The sequence below is a fragment of the Bradyrhizobium sp. SZCCHNGR1005 genome, assembly GCF_032489995.1.
Lineage (GTDB): Bacteria > Pseudomonadota > Alphaproteobacteria > Rhizobiales > Xanthobacteraceae > Bradyrhizobium.
In genome coordinates this window covers 219452-237911 of the sequence record NZ_JAUEZC010000006.1, presented here as the reverse complement: position 1 = coordinate 237911, position 18460 = coordinate 219452, and the positions used below count along the sequence as shown (strand labels likewise).

15 protein-coding genes are annotated in these 18460 nt (G+C 63.5%); 10 read left to right on the top strand and 5 right to left on the bottom strand.

Going from position 1 to position 18460, the window contains the following annotated elements; genetic code table 11:
* Window positions 1–59 precede the first annotated feature (59 nt).
* The 4 genes from pimC to QXZ85_RS24770 form a co-directional block, all read right to left on the bottom strand.
* Window positions 60–1250, bottom strand: coding sequence for a pimeloyl-CoA dehydrogenase large subunit (pimC, locus tag QXZ85_RS24785; RefSeq protein WP_315728224.1), 1191 nt, complete (start codon window positions 1248–1250; stop codon window positions 60–62).
* A 204-nt stretch (window positions 1251–1454) separates the two neighbouring features.
* Complete coding sequence (locus QXZ85_RS24780) at window positions 1455–2642, bottom strand: acetyl-CoA C-acyltransferase (RefSeq protein WP_315702904.1); 1188 nt, start codon at window positions 2640–2642, stop codon at window positions 1455–1457.
* Window positions 2643–2654: 12 nt separating this feature from the next.
* Entirely contained in the window at window positions 2655–4331 is a 1677-nt protein-coding gene (gene pimA / locus QXZ85_RS24775; RefSeq protein ID WP_315768779.1) for a dicarboxylate--CoA ligase PimA, read from the bottom strand.
* Window positions 4332–4423: 92 nt separating this feature from the next.
* Window positions 4424–6520 (bottom strand): 3-hydroxyacyl-CoA dehydrogenase NAD-binding domain-containing protein, encoded by a 2097-nt coding sequence (locus QXZ85_RS24770; protein ID WP_315702902.1) that lies wholly within the window; start codon window positions 6518–6520, stop codon window positions 4424–4426.
* 196 nt (window positions 6521–6716) lie between these two features.
* Between QXZ85_RS24770 and QXZ85_RS24765 the strand changes: the two genes are divergently transcribed.
* The 9 genes from QXZ85_RS24765 (at window position 6717) to QXZ85_RS24725 (ending at window position 16618) form a co-directional block, all read left to right on the top strand.
* Complete coding sequence (locus QXZ85_RS24765; protein WP_315702901.1) at window positions 6717–7589, top strand: IclR family transcriptional regulator; 873 nt, start codon at window positions 6717–6719, stop codon at window positions 7587–7589.
* Between the two features lie 63 nt (window positions 7590–7652).
* On the top strand, window positions 7653–8450 hold the full coding sequence (locus QXZ85_RS24760; RefSeq protein WP_315702900.1) for an ABC transporter ATP-binding protein: 798 nt from the start codon (window positions 7653–7655) through the stop codon (window positions 8448–8450).
* The gene (locus QXZ85_RS24755) at window positions 8447–9160 is read left to right on the top strand and encodes an ABC transporter ATP-binding protein (RefSeq protein WP_315702899.1); all 714 of its coding nucleotides are present in this window, start codon (window positions 8447–8449) and stop codon (window positions 9158–9160) included. Before QXZ85_RS24760 ends, QXZ85_RS24755 begins: the two co-directional genes overlap by 4 nt.
* A gap of 11 nt (window positions 9161–9171) precedes the next feature.
* Entirely contained in the window at window positions 9172–10050 is an 879-nt protein-coding gene (locus QXZ85_RS24750) for a branched-chain amino acid ABC transporter permease (RefSeq protein ID WP_315702898.1), read from the top strand.
* A gap of 3 nt (window positions 10051–10053) precedes the next feature.
* Window positions 10054–11070 carry a branched-chain amino acid ABC transporter permease gene (locus QXZ85_RS24745; protein ID WP_315702897.1) on the top strand — a complete coding sequence of 339 codons (1017 nt, stop codon included), beginning with the start codon at window positions 10054–10056 and terminating at the stop codon, window positions 11068–11070.
* A gap of 42 nt (window positions 11071–11112) precedes the next feature.
* Window positions 11113–12339: an ABC transporter substrate-binding protein gene (locus QXZ85_RS24740; protein ID WP_315768778.1), complete on the top strand. Its 1227-nt coding sequence runs from the start codon at window positions 11113–11115 to the stop codon at window positions 12337–12339.
* Between the two features lie 290 nt (window positions 12340–12629).
* The gene (locus QXZ85_RS24735; protein WP_315763594.1) at window positions 12630–13853 is read left to right on the top strand and encodes an ABC transporter substrate-binding protein; all 1224 of its coding nucleotides are present in this window, start codon (window positions 12630–12632) and stop codon (window positions 13851–13853) included.
* Window positions 13854–14082: 229 nt separating this feature from the next.
* The gene (locus QXZ85_RS24730; protein ID WP_315702894.1) at window positions 14083–15309 is read left to right on the top strand and encodes an ABC transporter substrate-binding protein; all 1227 of its coding nucleotides are present in this window, start codon (window positions 14083–14085) and stop codon (window positions 15307–15309) included.
* A gap of 28 nt (window positions 15310–15337) precedes the next feature.
* Complete coding sequence (locus QXZ85_RS24725) at window positions 15338–16618, top strand: glycerate kinase (RefSeq protein ID WP_315702893.1); 1281 nt, start codon at window positions 15338–15340, stop codon at window positions 16616–16618.
* A gap of 75 nt (window positions 16619–16693) precedes the next feature.
* Here QXZ85_RS24725 and QXZ85_RS24720 read toward each other — a convergent pair whose 3' ends face one another.
* Complete coding sequence (locus QXZ85_RS24720) at window positions 16694–17233, bottom strand: MarR family winged helix-turn-helix transcriptional regulator (RefSeq protein WP_315745421.1); 540 nt, start codon at window positions 17231–17233, stop codon at window positions 16694–16696.
* Window positions 17234–17419: 186 nt separating this feature from the next.
* Between QXZ85_RS24720 and QXZ85_RS24715 the strand changes: the two genes are divergently transcribed.
* Window positions 17420–18460 carry a branched-chain amino acid ABC transporter permease gene (locus tag QXZ85_RS24715; protein WP_315702891.1) on the top strand — a complete coding sequence of 347 codons (1041 nt, stop codon included), beginning with the start codon at window positions 17420–17422 and terminating at the stop codon, window positions 18458–18460.

Sequence of the window (18460 nt, the reverse complement as noted above, 5' to 3'; positions counted from 1 at the left end):
TGGTGGTTATGGATTCCGGGCTCGCCGCTCACGCGGCGCCCCGGAATGACAGGAGAGCATCACAGCCCCAGCACCGCCTTCGAGATGATGTTGCGTTGGATCTCGTTCGAGCCGCCATAGATCGAAACCTTGCGGTTGTTGAAGTAGCTCGGCGCGATCTGCGCGGTCCAATCCATGGTCTCGTTGGAATCCTCGTCGCCATGGACGTCGTAAGGCGCCGCGAACGGGCCGATCACTTCCATCAGAAGCTCGGTGGTGGTCTGCTGGATCTCCGAACCCTTGATCTTCAGCACCGAGGAGGCCGGGTTCGGCTTGCCCTTGCCGTGCTTGCCTTCATCGGCCACGACGCGGAGCTGAGTGAGTTCAAGCGCCTTCAGCTCGATCTCGCAGGCGGTGAGCTTCTCCCGGAAGGCGGGATCTTCGAGGATCGGCCGGCCGCCGGCCTCGACCTTGGCGGCGAGTTCCTTGATGCGGCGAATGCGCTCCTTGGAAACGCCGACGCGGGCGATCCCGGTGCGCTCATTGCCGAGCAGGAACTTGGCGTAGTCCCAGCCCTTGTTCTCCTCGCCGATCAGGTTCTCGTATGGCACCTCGACGTCGTCGAAGAACACCTCGTTGACCTCATGGCCGCCATCGATGGTCTGGATCGGACGGACGGTGACGCCCTTCGACTTCATGCTGAACACGATGAAGGAGATGCCCATCTGCTTCTTCGCGCTCGGATCGGTGCGGCAGAGACAGAAGATCATGTCGGCATATTGCGCGAGAGTGGTCCAGGTCTTCTGGCCGTTGATGATCCACTTGTCGCCTTTGCGCTCGGCCTTGGTCTTGAGCGAAGCGAGGTCGGATCCCGAGCCCGGCTCGGAGAAGCCCTGGCACCACCAGTCATCGACATTGGCGATGCGCGGCAGATACTTCTTCTTCTGCTCCTCGTTGCCGAAGGTGTAGATGACAGGACCGACCATCGACACGCCGAAGGCGAGTGGCTGCGGCGCCGGATAGGCCTGCAGCTCCTCGTTGAAGATGTAGTGCTGCACCGAGGTCCAGCCGGTGCCGCCATATTCCTCCGGCCAGTGCGAGACGCCCCAGCCCTTCTTGTTGAGGATGCGCCACCAGGTCACCATCTCGTCCTTCGACAGATGGCGGCCCTCGATCATCTTGCGCCGGGTCTCCGGTGGCACGTTGTCCTTGAAGAACTGCCGGACTTCCTCGCGGAACGCCTGCTCTTCCTTCGTGAATGCGAGATCCATTGGATCCTCCCTAAGTATCCATCTAGCTCGTCTTGCTCTTCTGTCGTCCCCGCGAAAGCGGGGACCCCATAACCACCGGCCTCAGTCGCGACCAAAGGCGTCAGCCAGAACTGCCTCGAGCACCGCTGCGGCGTATGGGTCCCGGGACTGCGCTCCGGACAGCGCTTCGCGCTGCCGGGGCTCGCCCGGGACGACAGCTGTTCTTTACTGCAGCACCTCGAACAGGCCGGCCGCGCCCATGCCGCCGCCGACACACATGGTGACGACCGCATACTTTGCCTTGCGGCGGCGGCCTTCGATCAGCGCATGGCCCGTGAGCCGCGCGCCCGACATTCCATAAGGATGGCCGACCGCGATGGCGCCGCCATTGACGTTGATCTTCTCGGGATCGATGCCGAGCCTGTCGCGGCAATAGATCACCTGCACCGCGAAAGCCTCGTTCAATTCCCAGAGACCGATGTCGTCGACAGTGAGGCCATGGCGCTTCAGAAGCCGCGGCACCGCGAACACCGGCCCGATGCCCATCTCGTCGGGCTCGCAGCCATGCGCGACGAAGCCGCGGAAAATGCCGAGCGGCTGCAGGCCACGCTTGGCCGCTTCCGCATCGCTCATGATGACGCAGGCCGATGCACCGTCGGAGAGCTGGCTGGCATTGCCGGCGGTGACGCTGAAGCCGTCGCCGCGCACGGCCTTCAGGCCGGCGAGGCCTTCGGCTGTGGTTTCGGGGCGCGGACCTTCATCCTGCGACAACGTGACGTCCTTGAAGGAGACGTTGCCGGTCGCTTTGTCAGTCACCGCCATCTTGGTCGTGATCGGCGCCACTTCGTCGCTGAACTTGCCGCCCTGCTGCGCGGCGGCGGTGCGACGCTGGCTTTCCAGGGCATATTCATCCTGCCGCTCGCGCGAAATGCCGTAGCGCTTGGCGACGATCTCCGCGGTGTCGATCATCGGCATGTAGACATCGCCCTTGATCTCGAGCAGCGCGGGATCGGTGGCCTGGAAGGCGTTCATCTTGTCGTTCTGCACCAGCGAGATCGACTCGCCGCCACCACCGACCGCGATCTCGACACCGTCGAAGATCACCGAGCGCGCCGCGAGCGCGATCGCCTGCAGGCCGGAGGCGCATTGCCGATCGATCGTGGTGCCGCCGACCGAGACCGGCAGGCCGGCGCGGAGCAGCGCCTTGCGCGCGATGTTGCCGCCGGTGGAGCCCTGCTGCAGGGCGGCGCCCATCACGACGTCCTCGACCTCGGCCGGATCGATCTTGGCCCGCTTGACGGCTTCGCCGATGGCATGGCCGAGCAGCGTAGCGCCCCCGGTGGCATTGAGCGCGCCGCGATAGGCCTTGCCGATCGGGGTGCGGGCGGTGGAAACGATGACGGCATCGGTCATGGACGACCTCTCCTATTGTTGTTGCTGATGTTGTTGGGTTTGGATGGTTGAAGGTTGCTGCTGACGCAGTTCGTGGCGCGACAGCTTGCCGACCGGCGTCCGCGGCAGTTCGTCGACGAACGCAACCGCCGCCGGCAGCTCGTGCTTGCCGAGCTTGCCGGTCAGAAAGCTGCGGAGATCATCGATCGAGAACGGCTCGGCCCCGTCGCGCAGCTTGATGAAGGCCTTGGCGGCCTCGCCACGATAGGCATCGGGAATGCCGATCACGATCACCTCCTGCACCGCCGGGTGGGTGTAGATCGCCTGCTCAATCATCTGCGGATAGACGTTGAAGCCGCCGGAGATGATCATGTCCTTCTTGCGGTCGACCAGGAAGAAATAGCCGTCGGCGTCGATATAGCCGATGTCGCCGGTCAGGAAGCGATCCCCGACGAAGGCTTCCGCCGTCTCCTGCGGCCGGTTCCAATACCCGTTGGTGACGTTCGGTCCCTTGATCCGGATTTCTCCGACCTCGCCGACACCGAGCACCCTGGTGGGATCGTCGAGCGACACCACGTCCATCTCGATCCCCGGCAGCATCAGCCCGATCGAGCCGGGCTTGTCCGGCCCGTCCTTGGGATGACCGGTGCCCGGCGAGCAGGTCTCGGTCATGCCCCAGCCGCTACGCAACTTCATGCCGACCTTGCGCTCGAAGATGCGGGCGACCTCGACCGGCAGCGGCGCACCGCCGGAGCCCGCCGACGTAAGCGACGACAGGTCGCGCTTGTCGAGATCGGGCAGGTTCGCGATCGCGATCCACATCGTCGGCACGCCGGGAAAATAGGTCGCGCGCTTGACCTCAATGTCGCGCATCACGGCCTCGACGTCGAACCGCTGATGCAGCGAGATCAGATTGCCGAGGCGCAGCGACGACAGCAGCACCACGGTCAGCGCGTAGATATGAAACAGCGGCAGCACGCAGATGACGCGTTCGCGCGCATTGCGCTCGGCGCGCGCCGGCCGGCCCCAGACCTCGTAGATCGACACCGCGGCCGTGAGATTGCCGTGGGTCAGCATCGCGCCCTTCGGCAGACCGGTTGTGCCGCCAGTATATTGCAGAAGCGCGATATCGTCCGGCGAGACCGCGGGCCACTGCGCCGGCGAGCCCGCGCCCTCGACGAAAGCCCGATGCGTGACCACGGCCGCATGATCGGGCAATGGCGCTTGCGGCGTCCCGACCTTGCCCCAATGATCGTCCTCGCAGACGATCAGCCGGTCGAGCAGGCCCTTCTCGAGAAACTTCAGCGCGGTCGGCAGCAGCGCGGCGAGGTTGGAGGTGACCAGCACCCGCGCGCCGGAATCCTTCAGCTTGTGCGACAGCGCGATCTCGCCGTCGAGCGGAGACAGATGCACGACGCGCGCGCCGGCCTTGAGCGCGCCGAAGAAGTTGATCGGATGATCCGGCGTATTGCCGAGGAACAGCGCGACGGAGCTGCCCTTGCCGTAACCGGCACGCAGGAAAGCGGAAGCCGCCTGCTCGACCAGCGCCTGGAGCTGCCGGAAACTGATCGAGCGGTCGCGGAATTCGATCGCAACCTGATCATCATAATCGCACACGGCCTGGGCGAGCAGATCAGGCAGCGTACCACGCGTGATCGGCTCGTCCCAACGGACGCCTGCGGGATAGAATTGTTCACCGGGGTGAGTCATGAAATGCCGAGCCAGAAATCAAGAATGAGGTCGTCATTCCGGCGCGCGCGGAGCACGAGCCCGGAATGACGAGCGGAGAGGACTGACCTCCATCAAGCCGCCTTCGACTCGGCCGCGAGCGAGGCGAAGCTTCGGCCTTCGTCGGCCAGCTTCTTCAGAAGCGGCGCCGGCTCGAGCGAGGGATCATTCGTCTCCTTGGCGTAGACGGCGAGGCGATCGGCGATGTGCTTCAAGCCCACCGTGTCGGCCCAGTACATCGGGCCGCCGCGGTAGATCGGCCAGCCATAGCCATAGAGCCAGACCACGTCGATGTCCGAGGGGCGCGCCGCGATGCCTTCGGCGAGGATCTTCGCTCCCTCATTGATCATCGGATACATCATGCGCTCGAGGATCTCCTCGTCACTGACGGCGCGCTTCTTGCGGCCGAGCCGCGCCAGCGTCTCGTCGATCAGCTTCTCGACCTCGGGGTCGGGCAGTGGCGCACGGGAGCCCGCTTCATATTTGTAGTAGCCCTTGCCGGTCTTCTGGCCGAAGCGCCCGGCTTCGCACAGCGCATCCGCGATCTCGCTCTTGATGCCGCGGTCCTTACGCGAGCGCCAACCGATATCGAGGCCGGCGAGATCGCCCATCGCGAACGGACCCATCGGCATGCCGAATTTTGTGACGACGGCGTCGACCTGCTGCGGCAATGCGCCCTCGAACAGCAGCTTCTCGGCCTGCTTGCCGCGCTGCGCCAGCATGCGGTTGCCGACGAAGCCGTCGCAGACGCCGACCACGACCGGCACCTTGGCGATCTTGCGCGCAATCGACACCGCCGTGACCAGCGCGTCCGACGCGGTCTTCTCGGCGCGCACGATCTCGCACAGCTTCATCACGTTGGCAGGCGAGAAGAAGTGCATGCCGAGCACGTCCTGCGGCCGGCTGGTCTGCTTGGCGATCTCATCGATGTTGAGATAAGAGGTGTTGGTGGCGAGCACGGCGCCCGGCTTGGCAAACTGATCGAGCTTGCCGAACACCTCCTTCTTGACCGCCATGGTCTCGAACACCGCCTCGATGACGAGGTCGGCGTCCTTCACGTTCTCGAGGCCGACCACGCCAGTGATCAGCGCCATGCGCTTGGCGGGCGCATCCGCCGGGATGCCGCCGCGCGCGGCCGTCGCCTCCCAGTTCTTCTGCATGATGCCGAGGCCACGCTTGAGCTGCTCCTCGCCGGTCTCGACCAGGGTGACGGGAACGCCGGCATTGGCAAAAGACATCGCAATGCCGCCGCCCATGGTGCCGGCGCCGATGATCGCGACCTGCGCCACCGGGCGCGACTTCGTCCCCTCGGGCACGCCGGCGATCTTCGCCGCCTCGCGCTCGGCGAAGAAGGCATGACGCTGCGCCTTGGACTGATCGCTGGTGAGCAGGCGGAGGAAATCCTGGCGCTCCTTGCGCAAACCTTCGTCGAACGGCAGATCGATCGCATAGCCGACCGCGTCCGCGGCGGCGAACGGCGCCTCCAGCCCGCGCGCCTTCTTGGTGAGCGCTGCCACCGCGTTGGTGAAGATCGAACGATCGGCCTTGGCAGCCGCGAGCTTGGAGTCATCGTCGCGCAGCTTGCGCAACGGCCGCCCCTCCGCCACCAGCTTGCGCGCGAAGGCCTCGCCGCCGGCGGCCGGGCCCTCGACGATCTCCTCGATCAGGCCGGCCTTGTGCGCTTCTGCCGCACCGATCGGATCGCCGCCGACGATCATCTTGACCGCAAGCTCGGGACCCACGGCGCGCGGCAGCCGCTGGGTTCCGCCCGCGCCCGGCAACAGGCCAAGCTTCACTTCGGGCAGGCCGAGCTTGGCCTCCTTGGTCGCCACCCGATAATGACAAGCAAGCGCCACTTCGAGCCCGCCGCCGAGCGCGGTGCCGTGGATCGCGGCAATCACCGGCTTCGGGCTGTTCTCGATTGTGCTCAAGACATCGTTCAGCGCCGGCGGCTTCGGCGGCTTGCCGAACTCGGTGATGTCGGCGCCGGCGATGAAGGTGCGACCAGCACAGGTCAGCACGATGGCCTTGATCTTGGGATCGGCAACGGCGGCCTTGACGCATTCCAGAATGCCGCCGCGGACCGCGGCACTCAGCGCATTGACGGGCGGACTGTCGACGGTGACGATACCGACGATGTCATGGGACTCGAGCTTGACCACTTCGCTCACGCTGCGCTCCTTGGAATATCGTTTTCTTGTTAGCCGGTTAATTCGTGGCTCTTAGTTTGCGTCGAGTAGCTGCATTGTTTGCGTTTACCCGCTGCAGACACTTAATTCCGCACTGCGAAATTGTATTCCGCATCTTGACACGCACGGTTATTTTGAAGCACGACCGTTGTCAACGAAGCAATCGACCGCCGGTGAGATGAAACGTCCAGGGAAGAAAGCCGCGACCGATCGCAGCTTCGTCGTCGCGCTGTCCCGCGGGCTCGAGGTGCTGCGTGCATTCCGTCCGAATGACGGACTGCTCGGCAATCAGGAGATCGCCGCGCGCACCAACCTGCCCAAACCGACCGTCTCGCGTCTGACCTATACGTTGACCAAGCTCGGCTATCTGACGCCGGTGCCGCGCTTCGAGAAATATCAGTTGGCGCCCGCCGCGATGGCGCTCGGCTATGCCGCGCTTGCCAATCTCGGCGTGCGGCAGCTCTCCGAGCCGTTTCGCGAACAATTGATGCGGGAGACCGGCGGCGCGGTGGCGATCGGGGCGCGCGACCGGCTCAGCATGATCTATTTCGGGCAGAGCCGGAATGGTGTCGTCAATGTTCAACTTGACGTAGGCTCACGCATCCCGATCGCAACTACAGCGATGGGCCGTGCCTTCATCTGGGCGCTTCCGGACGACGAACGCGTTGCTCTCTTGCGCGAACTGCGCGAACATTACGGCAGCCGCTGGCCGAAGATGCGCGACGGAATCGAGCGTTCCGCGGAGACCGTCGCCAAGTACGGCTTTGCGATCTCCGCGGGAGAGTGGCAGGACGATGTGCATGCGGTCGGCGTCGCATTGAAACTCAACGACGGTACGGGACCGTACGCATTCAACTGCGGCGCGCCGGCCTTTCGCTTCACCGAAGAGCGCTTGCGCAACGACATTGGACCTCGCCTGGTGGCGATGGTAAGAAATATCGAAGCGGCGCTCGGAGGAATGGCGCTGCCAACAAATCAATCCAACAAAGATAACAACAAGAAGCCGAAGCCAGGAGGGAAAGTTGCCCGTGTTGCCGAGGGGATCAGATAGTCTTTATCAGTGTGATCAGGCGCCGCATCGATCCGCCCCGCTGCATGGCAGGGGCGAGGCGACATGACGCAGCCTCAGTTCGCGCAAGCTGCGGATCCGCTGCTTGCCGTGCGCGATGTCAGCGTCGTGTTCGGCGGCATCGTTGCGCTCAACGGCGTGTCCTTCGACATGCATTACGGCCAGATCCTCGGCCTGATCGGACCGAACGGCGCCGGCAAGACCACGCTGTTCAACTGTCTCTCCCGGCTATATCAGCCGAGCGCCGGCGACATCCTGATGGAGGGTCGCAGCATCCTGAAGCGGCCGCCGCATCGGATCGCCGAGATCGGCATCGGCCGCACCTTCCAGAATGTCGCACTGTTCCCCAATCTGTCCGTGCTCGACAATGTGCGCGTCGGCACCCACGCCCGCACATCGAGCGACATCATCTCGGATTCGCTCAAGCTCGTCTGGGTCCGCCGCAGCGAGGCCTCGGTCAACACCAAGGTCCATGAGATTCTGTCCTATCTCGACCTCGAAAGCGTCGCGCACAAGACGGTGTCGGGCCTGCCGTTCGGCACCCAGAAGCGGGTCGAACTGGCGCGCGCACTCGCCGCCGATCCCAAGATCCTGCTGCTGGACGAGCCGGCCGGCGGCCTCAACCATGAAGAAGTCCATGTGCTCGGCGACCTGATCCGCCGCATCCGCGACGAGCGCAAGGTCACCGTGCTCCTCGTCGAGCATCACATGGGCCTCGTGATGTCGATCGCCGACCACGTCGTCGCGCTGAATTTCGGCAAGAAGCTCGCGGAGGGAACCCCGGCCCAGGTGCAGGCCAATCCCGACGTCATCAAGGCCTATCTCGGGAGCAAGGACCAATGACCGTGCTCCTGAATGTGAAGGATCTTCGCGCCTATTACGGCCAGGTTCAGGCGCTGCACGGCCTCTCTTTCTCGCTCAACGAGGGTTCGCTCACGACGCTGCTCGGCGCCAATGGCGCCGGCAAGACCACCACCTTGCGGGCGATCTGCAACATGGTGCGGACGACCGGCGCGATCGAATTCGACGGCCGGCCACTCGCCAGCCGCTCGACCGAGAACATCGTCCGCCTCGGCATCGCCCACGTGCCGCAGGGCCGCGGCACTTTCACCAACATGACGGTGGAGGAGAACCTGCAGCTCGGCGCGATCACGCGCGGCGACAAGGCCAACATCGTCTCCGATATCGAGCGCATGTATGCCTATTTCCCGAAGTTGAAGGAGCGGCATACGCAGCAGGCCGGCACGCTGTCCGGCGGCGAGCAGCAGATGCTGGCGGTCGCCCGCGCGCTGATGCTGCGGCCCAGACTGATGCTGCTGGACGAGCCCTCGTTCGGGCTCGCGCCATTGATCGTGCGCGACCTGTTCAGGATCCTCGGCCAGATCAATCGCGAAGAGAAGGTCTCGCTCCTCGTGGTCGAGCAGAATGCGCAGCTCGCGCTCGAGCTCGCCGATCAGGCCTATGTGATCGAGACCGGCCGCATCGTAATGGCGGGGGCGGCCAAGGATATCTCGAACGACGAGAACGTCCGTAAATCCTATCTCGGTTATTGAAGGGAGCGGCCATGGAGCTTTTCACCAACCAGGTGCTGGCCGGCATCGCGACCGGGGCGATCTACGCCTGCATGGCGCTCGCCGTCGTGATGATCTACCAGGCGATCGACCATCTCAACTTCGCGCAGGGCGAGATGGCGATGTTCTCGACCTTCGTGTCCTGGCAGCTGATGCAATGGGGCCTGCCTTATTGGGCAGCCTTCCTGCTCACGCTGATCTTCTCCTTCATCGGAGGCATTGCGATCGAGCGCATTCTGTTCAAGCCGCTGGCCAAGGCGCCGATCCTGACCCAGGTCGCCGGCTTCATCGCGCTGTTCTCGATCATCAACTCCAGCGCAGGCCTGATCTGGGACTTCACCATCAAGCAGTATCCGACGCCGTTCGGCTCCTCGCCCTTCCTCGGCAGCCAGCTGATCTCGACCCACCAGGCCGGCATGATCGGCATCACCGTGCTGCTCCTGATCGGGCTCTATGTCTTCTTCCAATATACGCGCGTCGGCCTTGCGATGCGGGCGGCCGCTTCGGTGCCCGAATCGGCGCGGCTGGTCGGCATCAACACCTCCTGGATGATCGCGCTCGGCTGGGGCATGGCCGCGGCGATCGGCTCGATCGCCGGCATGCTGATTGCCCCGGTCGTGTTCCTGGAGCCCAACATGATGGGCGGCGTCCTGATTTATGGCTTCGCTGCCGCGGTGCTCGGAGGCCTCACGAGCCCGTTCGGCGCCGTCGTCGGCGGCTTCCTGGTCGGCATCTTCGAGAACCTGGCAGGCACCTATATCCCGGGCGTCGGCAACGAATTGAAGCTGCCGATCGCACTGGCGCTGATCATCACCGTCCTGGTCATCAAACCCGCAGGCCTGTTCGGCCGGCATATCGTCAAGCGAGTCTGATCCATGAGCGCAGTCGAGGAACTCGCAAGCCACGCACCCGCAGTCGAGGCCGTGCCGAAGCGGGCCATGACCTTGAGCTCCGGTACCGCCTTCGTGGTGGTGCTGCTGCTCCTGATTGTCCCGCTGTTCACCAAGAACTTCGTCATCTTCCAGATGACCATGCTCCTGATCTACGGACTGGCCGTGCTGGCGCTCAATATCCTGACCGGCGGCAGCGGCCAGTTCTCGCTCGGCCAGAGCGCGTTCTACGCCATCGGCGCCTACACCTCGGCGATCCTGATGGAGCAGTATGGCGTCAATTACGCGCTGACCTTGCCCGTGGCAGGCGTGGTCTGCTTCGGCGCGGGATTCTTGTTCGGCCAGCCGGCGCTACGGCTGTCCGGCGTCTACCTGGCGCTCGCGACCTTCGCGCTGGCGACCGCGATGCCGCAGCTGCTGAAGCTCGGATTCTTCGAGCCATGGACCGGCGGCGTGCAGGGGCTGGTGGTGACCAAGCCGGACGCGCCGTTCGGCCTGCCGATGTCGCAGGACATGTGGCTGTACTACTTCACGCTCGCGGTCACGATCGCGATCTATATCTTCTCGGTGAACCTGTTACGCTCTCGTTCCGGCCGCGCCTTCATGGCGATCCGCGACAACGAGATCGCAGCCTCCGCGATGGGGATCGACGTCGCCACCTACAAGACGCTGGCTTTCGGCGTCAGCGCCGGCATTACCGGCGTGGCCGGCGGTCTCGGCGCCATCGCCGTGCAATTCGTGGCACCTGACAGCTACACGATCACGCTGGCGATCTCGCTGTTCCTCGGCATGGTGGTCGGCGGCGTCGGCTGGCTGCCGGGCTCGTTCGTCGGCGCTGCCTTCATCATCTTCGTGCCGAACATGGCCGAGGGAATCTCCAAGGGCCTCTCCGGAGCGGTCTTCGGCGTGCTCTTGTTCCTGGTCATCTTCCTGGTGCCACACGGCGCTAGGCAGGTCGCCATGGTCGCCCAGCAGCTCATCGAGAAAGCGCGCAACCGCTGAGACCGTCTTCAAAGCAGTGCGATGCCGACCAGGAAGATAAATTTGCACGTCAGCCGAACGATCCGGATCGCGGCGCTCGCGACGGCAGTGGTCGCGCTCACCTCGGGCGCAGCACTTGCCCGGAAGAAATATGACCCCGGCGCGTCCGACAACGAGATCAAGATCGGCAACATCATGCCCTATAGCGGTCCGGCCTCCGCCTACGGGGTGATCGGCAAGACCGAACAGGCCTACTTCAACCAGATCAATGCAGAAGGCGGCATCAATGGCCGCAAGATCACGTTCGTCAGCTATGACGACGCCTATTCGCCACCGAAAGCAATCGAACAGATCCGCAAGCTGGTGGAGAGCGACGAAATGCTCGCGGTTTTCAATCCGCTGGGCACGCCGTCGAACTCGGCAATTCAGACATATCTCAACTCAAAAAAAGTGCCGCAGCTCTTCGTCGCGAGCGGCGCCACAAAATGGAACGATCCAAAGAACTTTCCGTGGACCATGGGCTGGCAGCCGAGCTATCAGAACGAGGCGCACATCTATGCCAAGTACCTGTTGAAGGAAAAGCCCGGCGCCAAGATCGGCGTTCTGTTTCAGAACGACGATTTCGGCAAGGACTACTTGAAAGGCCTGCGAGACGGGCTCGGCGAGAAGGCCGGCTCGATGATCGTCGCGGAGGAGAGCTACGAGACCTCAGAACCCTCGATCGACGGCCACATCGTCAAGCTGAAGGCCTCCGGCGCCAACGTCTTCTTCAGCGTGGCCACGCCGAAATTCGCCGCCCAAGCGATCAAGAAACTCGCCGAGATCGACTGGCATCCGACGCACCTCCTGGTTAGCATCTCGGCCTCGGTGGGCAGCGTCATCCAGCCGGCGGGCTATGAGAACGCGCAAGACATCCTGTCGGCTGCCTATGCGAAGGATGCCGCCGATCCGCAGTGGGACAATGATCCCGGAATGAAGAAGTTTGCCGAATTTCTCCAACGGTACTATCCGGAGGGCAACAAGCTCGACAGCGCGACCGTCTATGGTTATGGCGCGGCGCAGACGCTGGTAAAGGTACTGCAGATGTGCGGCGACGATCTCACCCGCGCCAACGTCATGGAGCAGGCAGCGAGCCTGAAAGACTTTCAGCCGGACACGCTGCTGCCGGGAATCAAGATCAACACCGCGCCCGACGATTTTGCCCCGATCAAACAGCTCAAGATGATGCGCTTCAAGGGCCAGCAATGGGAATTGTTCGGTGATATCATGAGCGGTGAATTGGAGAAGTAAGCCGCGCCGCGGCAAGCCGATCCCGCAACGAATACCATCTCCAACGAGCCCCGGCGATGCGGGGCTTTTCTTTGCAATCGCGCCACTGGCCCGGATTCGTCTCTTCCCCTTGAAGACGGCGCGCGCCGCGCACGACGTCTGCCGCACTGCACCGTGACGCGTGCAGCGTGTCGGCGTGGGCATTCGCCATCGATCTCTGCTATGATCCCGCATTCAAGAAGAGCCTTCAAAAAAGGGCCGACGACACGTCATCTAAAATCGTGCGTAAGAAAAATCAGAGGGAGAAACACATGACCATCATCTGCAGGGCAGCCGCTGTGACGGCGGCCTTTCTCGTCGTTGCCGCGAGCGGCGCATCGGCCGCCGAAAAGAAATACGATCCCGGCGCCAGCGATACCGAGATCAAGATCGGCAACATCATGCCCTATAGCGGCCCGGCCTCCGCCTACGGCATCATCGGCAAGACCGAAGCCGCCTATTTCAAGAAGATCAACGACGAAGGCGGCATCAACGGCCGTAAGATCAACTTCGTCTCCTATGACGACGCCTATTCGCCCCCAAAAGCGGTCGAGCAGGCGCGCAAGCTGGTCGAGAGCGACGAGGTCCTGCTGATCTTCAACTCGCTCGGAACGCCGTCGAACTCGGCGATCCAGAAATACATGAACGCGAAGAAAGTCCCGCAGTTGTTCGTCGCGACCGGCGCCACCAAGTGGAACGACCCGAAAGACTTCCCTTGGACCATGGGCTGGCAACCGAGCTACCAGGCCGAGTCGCGGATCTATGCCAAATATCTCCTCAAGGAAAAGCCCGACGCCAAGATCGCCGTGCTCTATCAGAACGACGATTACGGCAAGGACTATCTGAAGGGCTTGAAGGACGGACTCGGCGCCAAGGCCGCGACCATGATCATCGCCGAAGAGAGCTACGAGACCACCGAGCCGACCATCGACAGTCACATCGTCAAGCTCAAATCATCGGGCGCCGATGTCTTCGTTGACATCGCGACGCCGAAGTTCGCCGCGCAAGCGATCAAGAAGGTCGGTGAAGTCGAGTGGAAGGTGCTGCACATCCTCAACAATGTCTCGGCCTCGGTCGGCAGCGTGATCAAGCCCGCCGGCTTTGCCAATGCCCAAGGCATCGTCTCGGCGCAGTACGTGAAAGACACGACCGATTCGCAATGGGTCAATGATCCCGGCATGAAGGCCTATCTGGAGTTCATGACCAAGGATTTTCCGGAGGGCGACAAATTGGACAATGGCACAGTGGTCGGTTACGGCGTGGCGCAGACCTTGGTGCAGGTCCTGAAACAGTGCGGCGACAATCTGACCCGAGAGAATGTGATGAAGCAGGCCGCCAGCTTGCGCGACTTCCGAACCGAGGTGCTGCTGCCTGGCATTACGATCAATACCTCAGCAACCGACTTTGCTCCGATCAGCCAGCTGCAGCTCATGCGTTTCACCGGCGAACGATGGCAGCTGTTCGGCGACGTCATCTCAGCTGACGTCGGCGGCTAGACGCAACACATCCGATCCAGGCCTCAGCCTCCTGCGACGTCACGTCGCGGGAGGCTTTTCTTTGCAAGGATTTCGTTAAACCACTCATCAGCCAATCGGTGCGTCCACCGCTTTCGCATTTACGCCAGTCACGTTCATGAGCTAGGTAGAACTCTGTTGAGGAACGCAAACGAGCTGCCGGACCTTCCGAGAAGGCAGCTCCAAGAACAAATCTAAAAAGGAGTTGGAGATGTTTATCCCCGCGACCCGTCGCGCCGTATCGGCGCTGCTCGGCTTGGCCCTGGTCGGCGCCGCCGGCGGCCCCGCATTCGCCGAGTCGAAATACGACAACGGCGCCAGCGACACCGAGATCAAGATCGGCAACATCGTCCCGTATAGCGGCCCGGCCTCGGCCTACGGCTCCGTCGGGAAGGCGATGGCCGCGGTGTTCAAGAAGGTCAACGACGACGGCGGCATCAACGGCCGCAAGATCACCTTCATCTCCTATGACGACGCTTATTCGCCGCCGAAGACGGTTGAACAGGCGCGCAAGCTGGTCGAGAGCGACGAGGTGCTGTTCCTGGGCGGCGTGCTCGGCACCGCGCCCAACACCGCGATCCAGAAATATCTCAACTCCAAGAAGATCCCGCAGCTGTTCGTGGCCACCGGCGCCACCAAGTGGAACGAGCCGAAAACCTTTCCGTGGACCATGGGCTGGCTGCCAAGCTACCAGTCGGAGGCCCGGATCTACGCGAAATATCTTCTGAAGGAGAAGCCCGGTGCCAAGATCGCCGTGCTCTACCAGAACGATGACATGGGCAAGGATTACCTGAAGGGTTTGAAGGATGGCCTTGGCGATCCCAGCCGGCTCGTGCTGGAGGAGAGCTATGAAGTCTCCGAACCGACCGTCGAGTCCCACATCGTCAAGATCAAGGCCGCCAATCCCGACGTGATCGTGCTGTTCACGACGCCGAAATCGGGCGCCCAGGCGATCAAGAAGCTCGGCGAAATGAATTGGAAGCCGTTGACCATCATCGCCAATGTGAGCGCCTCGACGGCGGCGGTGATGCGCCCTGCCGGCGTCGAGAACTCGCAAGGGGTGATCTCGGCAGCCTATGCCAAGGACGCCTCAGATCCGCAATGGGCCAACGATCCCGGCCTGGGCGCCTTCAAGGAACTGCTCGCCAAATACCTGCCGGAGACCAATCCCATAGATTCGTCGGCGCTGACCGGCTACAACATCGCGACCACCATGGTCGAGGTGCTGAAACGATGCGGCGACGATCTGACCCGCGCCAATGTGATGAAGCAGGCGGCAAGCTTGAAGCAATTTCCGCAAGGCGGCCTGCTGCCCGGCGTCACCGTGACCACAGCGGCCGACGACTTTCAGCCGATCGAGCAGTTGCAGCTGATGCAGTTCAAGGGCGAACGCTGGCAGCTGTTCGGCGAGGTCATGAGCGGAGAGCTGGGCAAATAATCGCTCTTCCCACCAAGGACGGCGTCGCGTGAGCAGTCGCCGTCCACTGCTCCGCACGATCTTCGACGCCGCAGTCGCCGCGGCACATCCGGATATCGTGCTTGCCTCCCACCTGCCGGCGGTGCCGAAGGGCCGCATCATCTGCCTCGCCGCCGGCAAGGGGGCCGCGGCGATGGCTGCGGCCGCGGAGCGGCACTATCTCGATGTGCTCGCGCTCGATCCCGCACGGCTGACCGGCATCGCCACCACCCGCCACGGCCACGGCGTGCCGACGCGGCGGATCAAGGTGATCGAAGCCGGCCATCCGATGCCCGACGAAGCCGGACTGAAAGCGGCGGATGAGACCCTGCAACTGGCGGCAACGGCCGGCGCCGACGACCTCATGCTGGTGCTGCTCTCCGGCGGCGGCTCGGCGAACTGGATTGCGCCCGCGGACGGAGTGACGTTCGCGCAGAAACAGCAACTGACGCGAGCGCTGCTGCGCTCCGGCGCGCCGATCGGCGAGATCAACACGGTGCGCAAACATCTGTCGCGGATCAAGGGCGGCCGGCTGGCGCGCGCCGGGCAGAAGGCCGCGATCGTAACGCTTGCGATCTCGGACGTACCGCATGACGATCCGTCCGCGATCGCATCGGGGCCGACGGTCCCCGATCCCACGACGCTTGCTGACGCATGTGCGATCATCGCGAAGTACAAGCTCGCGATCGAGCCGGCGATTGCGCGCGCGCTCGAGAACCCCGACAACGAAAGCTGCAAGCCGGACGATCCCGCGTTTGCACGTGCCAGATTCGAACTGATCGCGCGCCCGCGGGCCTCGCTGGACGCGGCGATCGTGAAGACCAGAGAGGCCGGTTACGAGGTGATCGATCTCGGCGCCGATCTCGAAGGCGAGGCGCGCGAGGTCGCTGCCGAGCATGTGAGGCTGGCGCTTGATGCCCGCGCGCATGGACGGCGCGTCGCGATCCTCTCCGGCGGCGAGCTCACCGTCACCGTCACCGGGAATGGCCGCGGCGGCCCGAACCAAGAATACGCGTTGGCGCTCGCCGACCTGCTCAAGGACACGCCGGACATCGCCGCGCTCGCTGGCGACACCGACGGCGCCGATGGCGGCGCCGGCAGCGCCTCCGATCCTGCCGGGGCGATCGTCGACGGCACGACCTTCGCGGCGATGCGCGAAAGGGCCCTCGATCCGAAGGCCTATCTCGCCAACAATGACGCGACCGCGTTCTTTGCTGCGACCGGCGATCTGCTGCTGACCGGGCCGACGCTGACCAACGTGAACGACGTCAGGGTGATCTTGGTGGATTGAGGCGTCACTCTCTCCACGTCGCTGTGGTTATAGGACCTGCGCCCGGAAGGACGGCTCGGGGAGGACGGCTCGGCGTCAAAACTCCCGCGCGATCTTGGTCAGCATTGCGAGCAGCGTGTCGCGCCCGTCCGGGCCCAGCAGCTCGTTCAGCCTTGCCTCGTGTTTGGAGACGACCAGCTTTTTCGCCCGCGCCAGCACGCCGCGCCCCTTCTCGGTGAGCACCAGGATGTGCGAGCGGCGGTCATGGGGCGAGCGGACCCGGGTGCAGAAGCCGCGACTTTCCAGGCTGTCGAGCAGCGACACGAAGTTCGGACGGAGGATGCCGAGGGTGTTGGCGATCTCGGTCTGGTTGCGACCGGGATTATTGTCAAGCAACAGCAGCACCGAGAACTGCGCCGGGGTCAGCTGCAGCGGCGCGACGCAATGCAGAAAGTCCTCGAACACCTTGAGCTGGGCGCGTTTGAGCACGTAGCCGAGCAGGTCGGACAGCTCGCCAAGCCGCACAGCTTGCGTCTCGTCAGCCGGTCCGGCAGGCTCCTTCGAGCCCTGGCTGGTCTTGACTTGGCTGCTCTTGGCTTGGCTGCTTACGGCTTGATTTTTGACGCTATCTGCCATTGCAGTCCATGAAAGTCATGGCGTCGGCTTCCCCCTCCCAAAAGACCGCAGCGAAACAGCGGCCTTGAGATTATACTTGATAATTGTTATCCCTCATACCAAACACCGGCAGCCGATTTCAACTGCTGCGACACAACGGCGACGAATGCCGGCCGCGATCGGTCATCAAAGGGGGAGCGTCCAGCCTTGAACACAACGATCATGCTGTTCCTGCTGCAGGACGGCATTACCAACGGCGCGATCTATGCGCTGCTCGGGCTGGCGCTCGTGCTGGTGTTCGCGGTGACGCGCGTGATCCTGATCCCCCAGGGCGAATTCGTCACCTATGGCGCGCTGACCTACGCCTCGCTGGCAGCCGGCCAGATGCCTGGTACCGCCAAGCTGGCGCTGGCCATGGGCGTCGTCGCCTTCGCCTTCGATCTTTACGCAGCGCGCAAATCGCTGCATTTGCCGCGCATTGCGCGCGCTTTCGCCGTCAACGTCGTCTTCCCAGGCCTGGTGCTGGCCGCGACGATCTGGGCCGCCGGCCAACGGCCGCCTGTCGGCATCAACCTCGTCCTCTCGCTGTTGATCGTAGCGGCGATCGGGGTCTCGCTCTATCGCATCGTGTTCCAGCCTTTGGCGCACACGTCGGTGCTGGTGCTCCTGATCGCCTCGGTCGGCTGCCATCTGGCGCTGCAGGGCCTCGGACTGCTGTTCTTCGGCGCCGAGGGCCAGCGCGGCCCTGCCCTGCTCACCGCCTCAGCCGTGCTGGGTCCCTTGCGCTTCACCGGCCAAGGCATGGCGGTGTACGGCCTTACCGTCTCCTTCATTGTCGCGCTCTGGCTGTTCTTCGGGCTGACGCTTTACGGCAAGGCGCTGCGCGCAACCGCCGTGAATCGGCTGGGCGCGCGGCTGGTCGGCATCCGCACCACGCTGTCGGGCCAGATCGCATTCCTGCTGGCGTCCACGATCGGTGCACTCTCCGGCATCCTGATCGTGCCGATCACGACGCTCTATTACGACACCGGATTTCTGATCGGCCTGAAAGGCTTCATCGCGGCGATCATCGGCGGGCTCGTCAGCTATCCGCTCACTGCAGTCGCGGCGATTGTCGTCGGCATCGTGGAGGCATTCTCCTCCTTCTATGCCTCGAACTTCAAGGAAGTGATCGTCTTCACGCTGCTGATCCCCGTGCTGGTGCTGCGGTCGCTGGCCGCGCCCGCCGTGGAAGAAGAAAAGGACTAG